The organism is Pseudoalteromonas sp. GB43 (assembly GCF_054923805.1).
This window is the reverse complement of record NZ_JBPCHJ010000001.1, coordinates 47,548-62,932: the sequence shown is the minus strand read 5'-3', so window position 1 is coordinate 62,932 and position 15,385 is coordinate 47,548. Positions and strand designations below refer to the sequence as shown.

The window sequence follows — 15,385 nt, the reverse complement described above, 5'->3', positions numbered from 1 at the left end:
TTGAATATGAACAAGCCATTTTACAGATATAAAAAAACAGGCATAAAAAGCCTGTTTTTTCATTCACTAAAAGCGTTCTAGTTTAGATACTACGGCGCTTGTAGTTGCGATATTCTGGAAGCCAGTAGTTTTTCTCGATTGCTGCCCATAGCGCTTCATCGCTCAGCTCAAGTGCCACACCTTCTTCCATCGCTTTTTTCGCAACCGCAAATGCAATACGTTTACTTAACGCTTGGATTTCAGTCAGTGCAGGTAATAAGCTGCCTTTACCAGTGTTTGCACGTGGTGAAGACTCAGCCAGTGTTTCACTTGATACAATCAGCATTGCATCTGTAATACGTGTAGCTTTAGCAGCAATTACGCCTAAACCAATACCCGGGAAAATATAACTGTTGTTACATTGTGGGATTGGGAATGTTTGGCCGTTATACTCAACCGGATCAAATGGACTACCAGAAGCAACAATCGCTTGGCCGTTTGTCCATTCAATAACATCAGAAGGAAGTGCTTCAACTTGCTTAGACGGATTACTTAGCGGGAAGATAATCGGTTGTGGGCAAGATGCGTGCATTGCACGAATAACCTGTTCAGTGAATAAACCAGGTTGGCCAGATACACCAATTAGAATGTCTGGTTGCGCACAGTGCATTACATCTAATAGTGATGCGTACTCACCGCTGTAAGTCCACTCACTTAAGCCATCTTTAGATTGGCAAAGTGCTTGTTGGAAATCACGTAAACCTTCCATACCTTCAGTAAGTAGACCAAAGCGGTCAACCATGAAAATTTGCGAACGCGCTTGCTCATCGCTAATGCCTTCAGCAACCATAGTACTAATGATTTGCTCAGCAATACCACAGCCTGCAGAGCCTGCACCAACGAACACAACTTTTTGCTCAGAAAGTTTCGCGCCTTTAACACGACATGCAGCGAGTAAAGAACCTACAGTAACCGCAGCAGTACCTTGAATGTCATCGTTAAAGCTACAGATTTCATCACGGTAGCGTTTTAATAATGGCATTGCATTTGGTTGTGCAAAGTCTTCAAACTGAAGTAAAACACTTGGCCAACGACGTTTAACTGCTTTAATGAATAGATCTAAAAATTCGTCATATTCTTCTTGCGAAATACGTTTATGGCGAGCACCCATGTACATAGGGTCGTTAAGTAGTTTTTCGTTATTCGTACCAACATCAAGCATTACTGGTAACGTATATGCAGGGCTAATACCACCACACGCTGTATAAAGTGATAATTTACCAATTGGAATACCCATACCACCAATACCTTGGTCACCTAGACCAAGAATACGCTCGCCGTCAGTCACAACGATAACTTTTACTTTGCCTTTAGTGGCATTACGTAAAATATCATCAATTTGGAAACGATCTTCATAAGAAATAAATAGACCACGGGCACTGCGGTAAATGTCTGAGAACTTTTCACAAGCATCACCTACCGTTGGCGTGTAGATAATAGGCATCATTTCTTCAAGATGATCACGCACTAAACGGTAGTAAAGTGTTTCGTTGTTATCTTGAATAGCACGTAAGTAAATGTGCTTATTTAAATTATCGCTAAAGCTTGAATACTGCTGGTAACAACGCTCAACTTGTTCTTCGATCGTTTCATAACGCGGTGGCAGTAATCCGGCTAAGTTGAAATTTTCCCTTTCTTTTTGTGAAAAAGCACTGCCTTTATTTAATAGTGGCGTTTCAATCAGACCTGGGCCTGAATAAGGAATATAAAGATAATTTGGATCGGTATTTGTAGTCATATTTCCAAGCTTTGATGCGTCATAATTATGACCTGACATTATTACTCTTGAAGGCGAAATTGCAATGACAATTCACCTTGTCAGACCATTGAAGAAAATGAATTTTATGCTCTAAATAGCATAGCAGATAGTATACATGAAAACTCAGCAGCTTTAAGGCTGCTGAGCTTGTTTTTAGTGGCTTTTATCACTTAAAGCGATGCCTTCGCGGCGCGGATCGGCTGCGCCATAAAGTTTACCGTTTTTAACTTCAACAGCATGTAAACCAGAGTTTAAATCTAGGATACGAACTGTGTGTCCGCGGTTAACAAAATCAGCTTCAGCGTTGGCAAGCTCAGTGCCCTTTTCGAGGCTTGTGTAATTATTACGATTAGTAATGCGCGGTAAGTTAATGGCTGTTTGCGCATCTAGGTTCCAATCAAGCACACCTACAACCACTTGAGCTACATAATCAATAATACGGCTACCACCCGGCGAACCAACCACTAAACGTAAGCTGCCGTCTTTGTTAAACACCATGACTGGCGACATAGAACTACGCGGACGTTTACCTGCTTCAACACGATTAGCCAATGGCTTACCATCTTTAGTTGGCGATAAAGCAAAGTCAGTTAGTTGATTGTTTAAAATATACCCGTTCACCATAACTGTTGAACCAAACGCCATTTCGATAGAACTTGTCATCGACACAGCGTTACCTTGGCTATCGACAATCGAAACATGGGTCGTTGATGGCAGCTCGTATGCATCATCTTGCGCGTATGCAACTGAGTTTGGCGGTGTGCCTGCTTCTGCGTGAGTATCTTTTTCAAAAATAAGTTTTGCGCGACCAGCAATATAGTTTTTATCGAGTAATCCTTGTGTCGGGATTACCATAAAATCAGGGTCACCCATATACACATTACGATCAGCAAACGCCAAACGCGATGCTTGGGTAAAGTAATGCAGCGCCTGTACAGAGTTTGGTTTAAGTTTAGCCATGTCTTTATGTTCAAGTAAGGCTAAAATCTGTAACACAGCTACACCACCGCTACTAGGTGGTGCCATTGAGCACACTTCGTACTGGCGATAATCAACACACACAGGTGCACGCTCTTTGCTTTTGTAATTGGCTAAGTCTTCAACCGTTAATGTACCCGGTGCGACTGCTGAGTTTTGCACTGCATGCACAAGCTCTTTAGCGTTTTCACCTTTGTAAAATGCATCAATGCCCTGTTTCGCTATATCTTTATAAAGCGCGGCAAGTTCAGGATTCTTTTTCACGGCACCTACAGCAAGCGGTTTACCATCAGGAAAGAAGTAGTCACGAATAACAGGTAGCTTGGTAACCCCTGGGTTTAATTCTTTAGCCAATAATTGATGTAAACGCGGCGACACAATAAAGCCTTTTTCAGCCAATTCAATGGCAGGACCAAACAAGGTTTGCCACTCTAACTTACCGTAACGCTTATGGGCAGTGGCAAAGGCATCTAAAATACCCGGTACACCAACAGAACGACCACCTACAACGGCTTCAATCCACTTTACGGCTTTACCGTGCTTATCTAAAAATAGTGTTTCATTAGCATTGCTTGGAGCTGTTTCACGGCCATCAAAGCTAGTTAGGCTTTTGGTTTTGTTGTCGAAGTACATCATAAATGTACCACCACCGATACCCGACGATTGCGGCTCTACCAGTGTCAGTACTAATTGCGTTGCAATGGCAGCGTCAACCGCTGAACCGCCTAGCTCAAGCATTTTTTGCCCGGCTTTTACTGCATAAGGGTTTGCTGCTGCGACCATGTACTTATCGCCTTCAACAACCTGCTTATGAGCAAAGCCCGTTGCAGCTTCAGGTTCGCGAGTTTCAACTTTTGCATGGGCTGCGAAAATAGTCGTTGAATAAATTAATGAGGTGGACAGAGCTAACAGCGCTTTGGTTTTGAATAACATAAATAAACTTAATCCCGTAGTGTATTTGGCATCTTAAAATTAAACGTGCACAATAGGCGACAATCTCAGATACACCAAAAATAACATGATAAACCTGCCCCTGAAACTAGAATATATTCTGCCGCCACTGTGTTTAGTACTACTTAGTTCCTTGTTTGCACTTTTCAACTTAAATGAATATCTTGAATTTAACCGTGAGTTAGTTGCAAATGGTGAATTTTGGCGCATTTTCACTAGCCAATTTGTGCATGCTAATTGGCCACATTTAGGCCTAAATTGTGCCGGAATTTTATTAATTTGGGCTCTGCACGCTGAGCATACAAGCCCTGCTCGCTATGCGTTTAATATTGCCATTCTTGCATTATGGTGTGGCTTAGGTGTGTGGCTATTTTGCCCAGATATCCATATTTACACCGGATTAAGTGCCCTACTGCACGGTGTGATTATTTGTGGAGCAGTAAAAGATGTACAAGCAGGCATGTTTTCAGGCTGGTTTTTGTTTGCTGGTACTTGGGCCAAAGTGATTTGGGAGCAAATTGCCGTCCGAGTGAGTCGGTGAGTCAGCTAATCGCGTCTAATGTTGCCATTGATGCCCACTTTATCGGCGCAATTGGCGGCACAATGTTGGCTTTGCCTGTCTTCATTAAAATAATAAAAAAGTGCGGGTAACCTTACTCGCGATTTAATTATCTGGTTATTATTCCTTGCCATTTAATCTGTTTCATAAAAAATTGCTTATGATTTATCTCCTATATCAGATATTACAAAGCCCCGGCTAACGAGGCTTTGGATTCAAAAATTTAGGCTTTGCAAATAATGTCTAAATTTCCTAACGAATATAAAAAACTGTCCTTTTGTTTTTTCGTCAATTGATATAGAGCAGATTATTTCGTGAGGAAAGTCACTTTCTACATCGTACATACCAATTAAGAGAGAGGTTGCGGTTTTCCTATTTAAATCAGTGACTTTACTCGAGCCAGATTCTAACTCTATAATTTTGTTTGCACAATTCATTATTGCTGAGACATTGTGGTTTTTATTTTGAACAGTTTCACCAACAACATATACTCCGTATTTCCCTCTATATCGATGTTCTAAGTGTATGTTGTCACTTCTACTTTTGTCTGTATCAACCCAAATTCCTCCTACTTGCTGGTAATAATCATCGGGAACATAAGTCAAATTTAAAAGCGTATAAATAAATCCACCTGAGAATGTTTTTAAATGCCACTTAGCATAAATATTTAATGGTGGCATAAGAACTAGAACAAAAATCAATATTAATAAAACCCACTTGCATCTCATCGTTCATGCCTATTTTGGTCTGCTAATACGTTATAATACTGGTTAATAACCTCATCAACATAGTCCTGAAAGTTGTTAGTTATCACATTATAGTTTTTCATATCAAATGAGATTTTTGCTCGTTCCTCTGCTTTCTTCATTAATGCATCATAGTATTCTTTATCGTTGCATGAATATCCACTCGTATCAGGATCTGCATAAGAAAAGCCATCAGCGAACAATCCATTACCAGAAAAGCCACTATTTGTACCATCCTTATACAAAATTTGTTCGTGGAAAACACCTAAATTCATATTAGATGCACCATTAGTTCTAAACTTTCCTAGTCCATTTAATGGTCGCATACACATTTTCTCTAAACAAATTGGGGCAGACTGAATATAGCGTCCTAATTCAGGAGCGTAATCCCTAAATTAGTTTAGATTTATCAAGTTGAACTTAGATAGCTATAGACTAGCTTCATCCTATTTCCATTTGTATAATTCTAATCAAAAGCCTCGGTTAGAGAGGCTTTAAATTAATAGCTAATTCCAATATTTATTAATAATTTTCGGTAAAATTATAAACCACTGAAAATATCCACCGATAAAGCAACAGATACTAATAACAAACACTTCTAAACCAAAACTGCTTTGATAATCTATAGTTGGTAAAGCTGTAACTAGATACAAAAAAAACGGACCTAATGAAAACTTAAAAGTCCAAGTAAAACTAGTATGAACACTCCTAACTCGTGAGTTTGGCTTACATATTGAACAGATTCTAAAACAGAAAGAATGACTAAAGTAAAACAGGTTATCCATACTAGTTTAAATATCTGGATCTTTTTTAGATTCATACTATTTCACCTGACATAATCTTAAACATTTATCCGCTAAACTATAACTGTAGTCGTGACAATCGGTACCATTTGGACATATCGATTTAAACTAAGCGTTAATGCAACTTTCGACACAACTATCATCTTTTCTAATTTCATCACATTTTTTTGAGTCATGGTTCTCAGCTTCCGTTGTTGCGCAACCTAAACTACCTTTACCAAAAGGCTAAGTGTTATCAAGAGCACTTGTAGGCGTATTACTTGAACAAAGCTAATTTTTACATAAGCCAATATGGATTTACTAAAGGTAAAGTTTTATTGGCATATCACTAAACTTATTCCATTCAAAGGGCGCGTGCAATTTTATGTTGTCATACGGTCGCTGTAACTCATTTTGCTATTAAATTAACATAACTAGCTGGTTTCATAATATTGCTAGGTCTATGAACAGTAATACTAAGGGTTACAAGTAATTGAATTGCTCACTTAGAACGGGGCTCAATGCAAGACAACGATAATGAATATCTTGTGAACAATCATAAGCGATATTCGATGAACGACACAAAGCAGCCTAATTTAGTGAGTGGTGGATTTCGGGATTTTATTAGCGATAAACATTAAGATATTTTTTATGGCAAAAACAAGTTAAGTATTTATATCTAATGGTAAATATCAATTGGTATCTAAAACAAAAAAAAGCAGCCCTGAATATCAAGACTGCTGATTGGTTAGTTCTAAATTGTTATAAAAGTTAAAGCGTTTCTTTAAATAGCTTATGAATACGGCGATATTCATCTAACCAGCTTGATGGTTGTACAAAACCATGCGGCTCAACTGGGAAGATAGCTGTTTCAAAGTTTTCTTTTTCTAGCTCAATTAAGCGCTGTACTAAGCGAACTGAATCTTGGAAGAATACGTTGTCATCAACCATAGGCGCGTTAATTAATAAACGACTCTTAAGGCGTTTTCAGCAAAGTAAATTGGTGAGCTCTTTTCATAGGCAATCGGGTCAACATCTGGGTGATTTAAGATGTTCGACGTATAAGGGCCATTGTAGTGAGCCCAATCAGTTACCGGACGAAGTGCAGCACCTGCTTTGAATAAGTCAGGTTGTGTGAATAGCGCCATAAACGTCATGAAACCACCGTAAGAGCCACCATAGGTGCCTACAGCTTGGGTATCAACGTTTGCGTTATCTGCCATCCAGCTTACGCCGTCTGCTAAATCTTGGATTTCAGGTGTACCCATTTGACGATAAATGGCTGTACGCCAATCACGGCCGTAACCTTTTGATGCACGGTAGTCCATGTCCATTACCACGAAGCCTTCTGAAGCCAGTAGTGAGTGGAACATAAACTCGCGGAAGTAACCAGACCAACCCATGTGTGAGTTTTGTAGGTAACCAGCACCGTGGTTAAAGATAACCGCTTTACGGTTTTTACCTGTTTCGCCTTCTTTATAATCAGCTGGGTAATATACTTTTGCGTAAATTGGCTGATCAGTGTGGCTTGAAGGCACAGCAACAATCTTAGGAGCGATTAGCTTTTTCGCTAAGAACTCATCAGATACTGTATGCGTTAACTGAGTTGCTTTGGTATTTGCTTTTGCATCAGCAACATAAAGCTCAGGCGGCGACATAATTTTTGAGTGAGTTAGCAATAGTTTGCTTTCATCTGGGCTTAACTGGTAATCAGTCATACCATCAAGGTTGGTTACTTGCTCAGATTCACCGTTTGCAGGGTTTACACGATAGATTTCGTAAAGACCTGGGTGCTCAACGTTCGCTTTGTAGTAAATCGCTGAGTTATCAGCTGTTAACGTTAAGTTAGAAACAACAAATTGGCCTTTAGTTAGCTGCGTTGCTTTACCGTTTAAAGGCTTTTTGTAAATGTGGCTGTAACCAGACTCTTCAGATAAATAGTAAAGTGTGTCTGAGTTGTTCAACCAACCAAAATCGTTGTATGCATAGTTAACCCATGCATCGTCATGCAGACGGTGCTGCGAAACAAGTTTATTGTTTTGTGTATCAACAGTGGCTAACCAACGGTCTTTGTTATCCCATGCTTCAAGCATAAGAGCCACTTGTGAACCATCTGTGTTCCATTGGATTGCACTTTGGTCCCAACCCCAATCCATCATTAAGTTGATGGCACGTGGTGCTTTTTCAGACTTGTAAGTTTTGCCATCACGAGCGTAGTTTTCTTTCTTAACTGCTGCAAGAACGTCTTCATCAAAACCAGGTAAGGTATCGAATGCAAGGGTTGTTTGCTCGCCTGATTTAAGGTCGATGTAAACAACATCTGAGCTGATTGGTTTTTCATCAGCAACACGACGGCGTACTTTTTCTGCTTTTACGCGTGCATCATCGGCAATGTAATTAGGCATGATATCGCCTTCATCGCGCCATGAACGGCTTTCTGTGGTTACTGCAACAAGTGCTTGGCCATTTGGTGAAAGCTGTACATCTGCTAAACGCTTACCTTTACCTAAATAAAATTGTGCATTAGCAATGCTGTCGTTTTGCTCGTTGATTTGTGCTTTACGCTCTTCACGATCTTTTTTGTTTTTGTGAGTCAGCGCAATGTAATCAATTAGTTTGTGCTGCTCTTTTGCGATGTAAGTGTCTGGCTCTTGTACACCTTTAGGTGCATCGTCTAGGTGTAAGTTAACTAATTCAACTTGACGACCCGTTGCTAAATCAACTTTATAAAATGCATTACCTTGGCGATATGCAAGGCTACCATCAGTTAAAAACTGTGGTTTTGATTGCTGTGCGCTATCGTGAGTGATTTGTGTAATTTGCCCAGTGCTTAGGTTTTTAACGAAGATATTACCTTCAAATGCATAAGCCTGTTGCTTCTTATCTGCAGAATAAACGGCATTTTTAGCGCCTACAGTGTGTAGTTTATTTAACGCTAATTGTGATGCAGATTGGCTATTTACCGCTTGAACGTATAAATCGCGTAACTCATTGCCTTGTTGCTTTTGTGCATAAACGATGCTGTTAGAATCACCATTCCAGAAAGCACGCTCAGGTTGACGGCCTAACCAATCAGGGTGAGCCATTGCTTGCTCTAACGTGATTTCAGCTGAACCTGTATCAGCAGGAGTAGCAACTACTGGTGCTACATTGGTAACTTGTTCTTCAGAAGGCGTTGAGGCGGTTGATTGACAACCTGCTAGCATGAAGCTAGATGCGACTGCGAGAGCCACTAACGTTTTATTAGCAGTGGTTTTGAATTTCATAGTGCTTCTTACGGGTTATTATAATTCGCCCTATTTAAGCAGAAGCACTGATGAAATAGCAATTTTTATAGGATAAACAGTCAAACTTTTCCGTTTAATAACAGCTTATTTTAAGCTGATATCAAGCCATACCATACGGTGATCAGATGATGCGTTACGATCTTTAATTAAACGGAACAGTTCAGAGTTTTTCTGTGGCCAAAAAACGCCACCACCGTTTATTTCAATACCATAATTTGAAGGTAAAACGTAATCAGCACGAGCCTGCCAATAAGCGGTATAGTTTTTAGCGTAATCTTCTTTATACGATTCTTTTGCACCTTTGCTTGTTGGCGTAAAAGAGGTATTCACTAATGGATTTTTTAAAATTTGGTCTGTGGTATTCGGGCGTGCCTTACCCCCTTCTGGCGCAGCATTTAAGTCACCAACAATAACAAAACGGCTTTTCGCTTTTAAGCCACCTTTTTGACCTTTATCATCGTAAATGTAGTTAGCATTGTTGATGTAATCTGCAACTAGGCGTACTTCATCGTGGTTACGCTTACCGTTACGGTCTTCGTCACCATCAAAAACAGGCGGCGTTGGGTGCGATGCAAGCAAATGAAACGTTTTGCCTTTTACATCTATTGGTAAATCCCAAAATGATTTAGAACTTAGGTGAATTGCTTGCCATTCCTCAGCAGAATACCAATCTTTACCTGTTTTAGGGTCGGTAGGCATTTGTGCATTTGGCATATCTTTGTATTTGAATGTTTGTAATGTACGCGCTTTATCTAAATCGATTGGGTAGCGCGACAATACTGCCATTGCATAATGCCCCTCAAAGAAGCCAAAGCCGTGTGCGTCGCCTTTGTAATGCCCCTTTACACCATCGTTATCTAGGTCGAACTCAGTAGGTAAACCAGTGTTAACAGGTGCAATAAAGTAATACGGGTAATCGATGGCAACTTGCTTATTTTGCGATACTTGCAGGTAGTTTTTACGAAATACGTTAATGCCTTTGTCGGCATCAATATAATCAAACTCATTGAGTAAAATTACATCAGGTCTTACGCGCTGAATAATTTCGGCAATGTTACGAATTTGCTGGTGGTTGCTGGCTAATGCTTTACTAAGAGCATCTTTATCTATTGCTTCGCCTTTTTTAGCATAGTTAGTGGCATCCATACTCACATTAAAGGTAGCAACACGTAAATCAGCAGCCGATACATTGTTAGCAAAAAGGCCTACAGCCATTGCTATTGAAGAAGTTAATATAGCGTTTTTCATGAAATAAATCCGTCTACTATAAGTAGTAAAATAATACTGCTGACAATGATCCATAAGATCATCGCCATGATAAAAGGTTTAATGCCTGCTTGTTTTAAGACTGAAATAGATAAACCACTACCAATCAAAAATAAGGTCATTACTAACACTTGTTTAGCACCCACATTGAGTGCATGCCACAGTGTTTGGTACTCAGGAAAGCTTGAATTAATCAGTGCCGCCGCTAAAAAGCCAAATATAAACAATGGGATACTGGCTTTTTCATCCGATTTCCAAAACACACCCGCAATGCTTGTATAAGGGATTATCCACATCGCTCTAGTTAGTTTAATGGTTGTGGCAATAGCAAGTGCTGATGCGCCATAAGCAGCAGAAGCCCCCACTACACTACTGGTGTCGTGAATAGCAAGTGCAGCCCATACACCGAATTGTTGCTCAGTCAAATTAAAGTAATGACCAATCATTGGGAATAACACTAAGCCAAGGGCGTTTAATAAAAACACCACAGCGAGTGATATAGCTACTTCGTGATCTTTGGCCTTTATAACCGGCGCCATTGCTGCAATGGCGCTACCACCACAAATGGCTGTACCAAAAGAAATAAGCACACCGGTGTTTTTATTTAACTTAAATAACTGAGATAAAATTTCACCAAGGCCAATAATAGCGGTAATACTAACAATAGTAAGCACAATAGAGCTGCGACCTACTTCTATTACTTGATTAAAATCAACAGCAAAGCCTAAGCCAATCACCGCCAACTTTAGCATCCATTTACTTATTTTTTGTGACTGCACTGCAAATGGGTTGCCTAAGATCATGGCAAATAAAGCACCGACGACAAGTGCCGTAGCAGAGCCAACAAATGGTAATGCTGATACTAAAAATAGTGCAATAAATAGAAACTGCTTTGGGCGTTCGGCTATCACAACGGTGCTCTGATAAGTTTATTGGTTAGCTTATGCACCACAGGTGCAACAAATATAACAGTAGGAAATGCCACGCAAAATGCAAAAGCCCATGCTTTAAGCCAAATGGTTGTAATGTTATCGATTAAACCAACGTTAAAAATGCTGATCACTAAAGACATAAATCCAGACATAAACAGCGCCATAAAGAACGCAAATACGACTGTTCTTAATCGAGGGTGTAACATAACGAACTAATATTAATATAAAAATATTAGTCTATAGCAAGATGACCCTGACGCAAGTGCTTTGAGACAAGAGGTACAAAATTAGCGAAGTTTGCGGGTAATTAAAAAGCCGAGATAAACTCGGCTTTTAAGAATTTAAACTGATTAGTTTAAAATAAGTTGAGTGCTGGTATCAGCTACTCCTGGGTAGTCTTGCTCTGGTAGAATTTCAGCCAGTGCCGCTAAACGTTCACCTAATTGGTGAAGGTTATCAGCCGATACATTGATATGACCCATCTTACGACCTGGTTTAGCCGTTTTACCATACCAGTGACTTGTAACGTCTTGCGTTGCCAGTACTGAGTGTGGGATTGAAGGCTGACCAAGTACGTTGATCATAGCAGTAGGACGAAGACACGCTGTACTACCTAATGGTAAACCTGCAACAGCGCGCATGTGGTTTTCGAACTGTGAGCAATGTGTACCCTGCTGTGTCCAGTGACCAGAGTTATGAACGCGTGGCGCAATTTCGTTAACTAATAACGTACCTTGTACGTCAAAAAACTCAATTGCTAATACACCCACATAGTCAAGCTCTTGCGCAAGCTTGTTAAAAGCAAGCTCTGCTTGTTCTTGAATTGCTGCTTTTTCTTTACCGGCAACTGAAAGCGTAAGTACACCATTGGTGTGTTGGTTTTCAGTCAATGGATAAATAACGGTGTTACCCGCTTTGTCGCGTGCACCAATGATAGATACTTCACGGTCAAATGGGATCATCTTTTCAGCGATAATAGAATGCGGCGCACTTTCAGTGCCTGATGCAATGAAATCTGCCATTTCTGACCAGATTTGGTCAATTTGATCATCAGACTTTAAGCGCCATTACTTTTTACCATCGTAACCCGCTTGGCAAGTTTTGATCACAAGCGGCTTGCCTAAACGCTCTACGGCAGCAACAAGGTGCTCTTTTTCTGTAATTAGCTGGTAAGGCGCGCATTCAACATCTGTTTTATCAAGTAATGCTTTTTCAAGTGCGCGATCGCCACCTGTTTTAATTGCCGCTTTACCCGGATAAAACTTATTGCTTTGACAACATAATGTAAGTACATCATCAGGAATGTGTTCAAACTCTGCTGTAATCGCGTCTGCGTTATCAATAGCTTGTTGTAATGTGCTGTTATGAACTTCACCAGTTAATGGATGAATGATTTTTTCACTACCCACATCGTAGGCAACAACATTTAAATCAAGCGGTGCACCCGCTAAGCTCATCATGCGAGCTAACTGACCTGCACCTAAAATTAGAATATTCATATTACTCTGCAGGATTAGGATTAGCTAAGATAGTGTCTGTTTGTTCTTTACGGAAAGCTTCAACTTTTGCGAAGATTTCAGGCTGTTGGCAACCTAAAATTTGTGCCGCTAAAAGGCCAGCATTTGCAGCGCCTGCTTCACCAATAGCAAGAGTACCTACCGCAACACCTTTAGGCATTTGGCAGATAGATAATAACGAATCTACACCATTAAGTGTTTTAGACTTAACTGGCACACCTAAAACTGGCAGTGATGTAAACGCCGCAGCCATACCTGGTAAGTGCGCAGCACCACCGGCACCAGCAATAATAATTTTAATGCCGCGATCTGCAGCCGAGCTTGCATAGTCAGCAAGTAATTGAGGGGTACGGTGAGCAGAAACAACTTTAGTTTCGTATTCAATGCCGAATTTTTCTAGCATTAACGCCGCATGTTCCATCGTTGGCCAGTCTGATTTGGAACCCATAATAATGCCAACAGTCATAAATACACCTCAGTTAAATAGTTTTCTAAAAAGCGGACTTTTGTCCTTATTTTGTGGCGGGTATTATATACCTAACTCACATCAAGATGCGAGTTTCAGTTGGAATTAAAAGCGATTTAGGCAAGGCATTGATTGCAAATAATAGTGGTTCTATTGTTAAAATCGATAACGCAGTATAAATCGCTTTTAAACCAACCCGTTGGGCGCTTCACAGGCACTCACTCTCATCGTTGTTACTTCTTAAAAGGGACTGCCATTTCTACAAAGTAACGCCTTGATATTAAGCACCTGTGAAACGCTGAATTCTGTATCTTGATGTGGTTTGGGTATATCCCTTAACTCACATCAAGATGCGACTCTAGAAGCACAAAAAAGCCATGACATGCATGGCTTTTAATCACTCATCAGCTAATTAAGCTTCTTTGCTTGCTAGGTACTCAGTGTATGTACCTTTAAAGTCGATAACTTTGCCGTCTTTGATTTCCCAAATACGGTTAGCTAGTGATGATACAAATTGTCTATCGTGAGATACGAACAATAATGTCCCTTCGTATGCTTCAAGTGCTAAGTTAAGCGCTTCGATAGATTCCATATCCATGTGGTTGGTTGGCTCATCCATTAATAAGATGTTTGGTTTATGCATCATAATTTTGCCAAACAGCATACGGCCTTGCTCACCGCCTGAAATCACTTTTACTGACTTTTTGATATCGTTTTGTGAAAACAGCATACGACCTAAGAAACTACGAACAACTTGCTCGTCGTCACCTTCTTGTTGCCATTGTTCCATCCACTGGAATAAGTTCATATCTTGTTCGAACTCGTCAGCATGGTCTTGCGCGTAGTAACCGATATTAGCGTTATCAGACCATTTAAATTCACCTTGCTTCGGTGCTAAACGACCAGCAAGGGTATTTAATAGTGTGGTTTTACCAACACCGTTCTCACCGATAATTGCAATGCGCTCGCCTACTTCAACTAGGCCTTCAAGGCTACTGAATAATGTTTCTTCAAAGCCTTGTGTTAAATTTGTTAGCTCTAAGGCATTACGGAATAATTGCTTTTCTTGCTCAAAACGAATAAACGGGCTTTGACGCGAAGATGCTTTAACTTCTTCAAGCTGAATTTTGTCAATTTGTTTAGCACGTGATGTGGCTTGTTTTGCTTTTGAAGCGTTCGCAGAGAAGCGCGATACGAACTGTTGAAGTTCGGCAATTTGGCTTTTCTTCTTGGCATTTTCGCTTAGTAGACGCTCACGAGCTTGCGTTGCAGCAAACATGTACTCATCGTAATTACCTGGGTAAATACGAAGCTCACCGTAATCGATGTCAGCCATGTGTGTACAAACTGAGTTTAAGAAGTGACGGTCATGCGAAATGATGATCATGGTACAGTCGCGTTGATTTAGTACGTCTTCTAACCACTTGATGGTGTAAATGTCCAAGTTATTGGTAGGCTCATCGAGTAGCATGATATCTGGATCAGAAAACAGCACTTGCGCAAGTAACACACGCAGTTTAAAGCCCGGTGCAATTTCTGACATAGGGCCGTAGTGTTGCTCTGTGCCAATACCTACACCAATTAATAACTCACCTGCTTTAGCTTCTGCTGAGTAACCATCCATTTCGGCAAACTCAGTTTCTAGGTCTGCTACACGCATACCGTCTTCTTCGCTCATCTCAGGTAAGCTGTAAATACGGTCACGCTCTTTTTTTACTTCCCACAGCTCTTTATGACCCATGATTACTGTGTCGATTACAGAAAACTCTTCGTAAGCAAACTGGTCTTGGTTTAGTTTAGCAATACGCTCGTTTGGATCTGTGCTGACATTGCCTGAAGATGGCTCTAGTTCACCACTTAGGATTTTCATGAAGGTTGATTTACCACAGCCATTCGCACCGATTAAACCGTAACGGTTACCATCGCCAAATTTTGCTGAAATATTTTCGAATAAAGGTTTAGCACCAAATTGCATGGTGATATTAGCTGTACTAATGATAGCGGTACCCTCCAGCGGGTAAAAAGTAAAACGAAACTGCGGGCAATTTTAAACTAAAGCCGCTTGGCACGCCATGAAAGATTAGTTAAATCAATTCCTCAATT

General features: G+C 40.3%; 9 protein-coding genes and 3 pseudogenes. 1 reads left to right on the top strand and 11 read right to left on the bottom strand.

Annotation, left to right across the window (positions count from 1 at the left end):
• Nucleotides 1–82: 82 nt before the first annotated feature.
• Both ACRWSG_RS00330 and ggt read right to left on the bottom strand, forming a co-directional pair.
• Complete coding sequence (locus ACRWSG_RS00330) at nucleotides 83–1,777, bottom strand: NAD-dependent malic enzyme (protein WP_054553942.1); 1,695 nt, start codon at nucleotides 1,775–1,777, stop codon at nucleotides 83–85.
• A 174-nt stretch (nucleotides 1,778–1,951) separates the two neighbouring features.
• On the bottom strand, nucleotides 1,952–3,709 hold the full coding sequence (gene ggt / locus ACRWSG_RS00325; RefSeq protein ID WP_462165318.1) for a gamma-glutamyltransferase: 1,758 nt from the start codon (nucleotides 3,707–3,709) through the stop codon (nucleotides 1,952–1,954).
• A gap of 85 nt (nucleotides 3,710–3,794) precedes the next feature.
• Here ggt and rrtA point away from each other — a divergent pair.
• Nucleotides 3,795–4,378, top strand: a pseudogene (gene rrtA / locus ACRWSG_RS00320) (rhombosortase).
• A gap of 123 nt (nucleotides 4,379–4,501) precedes the next feature.
• Here rrtA and ACRWSG_RS00315 read toward each other — a convergent pair.
• The 9 genes and pseudogenes from ACRWSG_RS00315 to ACRWSG_RS00275 form a co-directional block, all read right to left on the bottom strand.
• Entirely contained in the window at nucleotides 4,502–5,014 is a 513-nt protein-coding gene (locus ACRWSG_RS00315; protein ID WP_235376626.1) for a hypothetical protein, read from the bottom strand.
• Nucleotides 5,011–5,358 (bottom strand): hypothetical protein, encoded by a 348-nt coding sequence (locus tag ACRWSG_RS00310; RefSeq protein WP_462165317.1) that lies wholly within the window; start codon nucleotides 5,356–5,358, stop codon nucleotides 5,011–5,013. Before ACRWSG_RS00310 ends, ACRWSG_RS00315 begins: the two co-directional genes overlap by 4 nt.
• A gap of 1,227 nt (nucleotides 5,359–6,585) precedes the next feature.
• Nucleotides 6,586–9,080, bottom strand: a pseudogene (locus ACRWSG_RS00305) (prolyl oligopeptidase family serine peptidase).
• 105 nt (nucleotides 9,081–9,185) lie between these two features.
• Entirely contained in the window at nucleotides 9,186–10,349 is a 1,164-nt protein-coding gene (locus tag ACRWSG_RS00300) for an endonuclease/exonuclease/phosphatase family protein (RefSeq protein WP_462165316.1), read from the bottom strand.
• Nucleotides 10,346–11,278: a YeiH family protein gene (locus ACRWSG_RS00295; RefSeq protein WP_462165315.1), complete on the bottom strand. Its 933-nt coding sequence runs from the start codon at nucleotides 11,276–11,278 to the stop codon at nucleotides 10,346–10,348. The genes ACRWSG_RS00300 and ACRWSG_RS00295 overlap by 4 nt, the downstream gene beginning before the upstream one ends.
• Nucleotides 11,275–11,463, bottom strand: coding sequence for a DUF2798 domain-containing protein (locus ACRWSG_RS00290; RefSeq protein WP_267874653.1), 189 nt, complete (start codon nucleotides 11,461–11,463; stop codon nucleotides 11,275–11,277). The genes ACRWSG_RS00295 and ACRWSG_RS00290 overlap by 4 nt, the downstream gene beginning before the upstream one ends.
• Nucleotides 11,464–11,649: 186 nt before the next feature.
• A pseudogene (locus ACRWSG_RS00285) lies at nucleotides 11,650–12,798 on the bottom strand (5-(carboxyamino)imidazole ribonucleotide synthase).
• Between the two features lies 1 nt (nucleotide 12,799).
• Nucleotides 12,800–13,282, bottom strand: coding sequence for a 5-(carboxyamino)imidazole ribonucleotide mutase (gene purE, locus ACRWSG_RS00280; protein ID WP_054553887.1), 483 nt, complete (start codon nucleotides 13,280–13,282; stop codon nucleotides 12,800–12,802).
• A 412-nt stretch (nucleotides 13,283–13,694) separates the two neighbouring features.
• On the bottom strand, nucleotides 13,695–15,281 hold the full coding sequence (locus ACRWSG_RS00275; protein WP_462166872.1) for an ABC-F family ATPase: 1,587 nt from the start codon (nucleotides 15,279–15,281) through the stop codon (nucleotides 13,695–13,697).
• Between the last annotated feature and the right edge of the window lie 104 nt (nucleotides 15,282–15,385).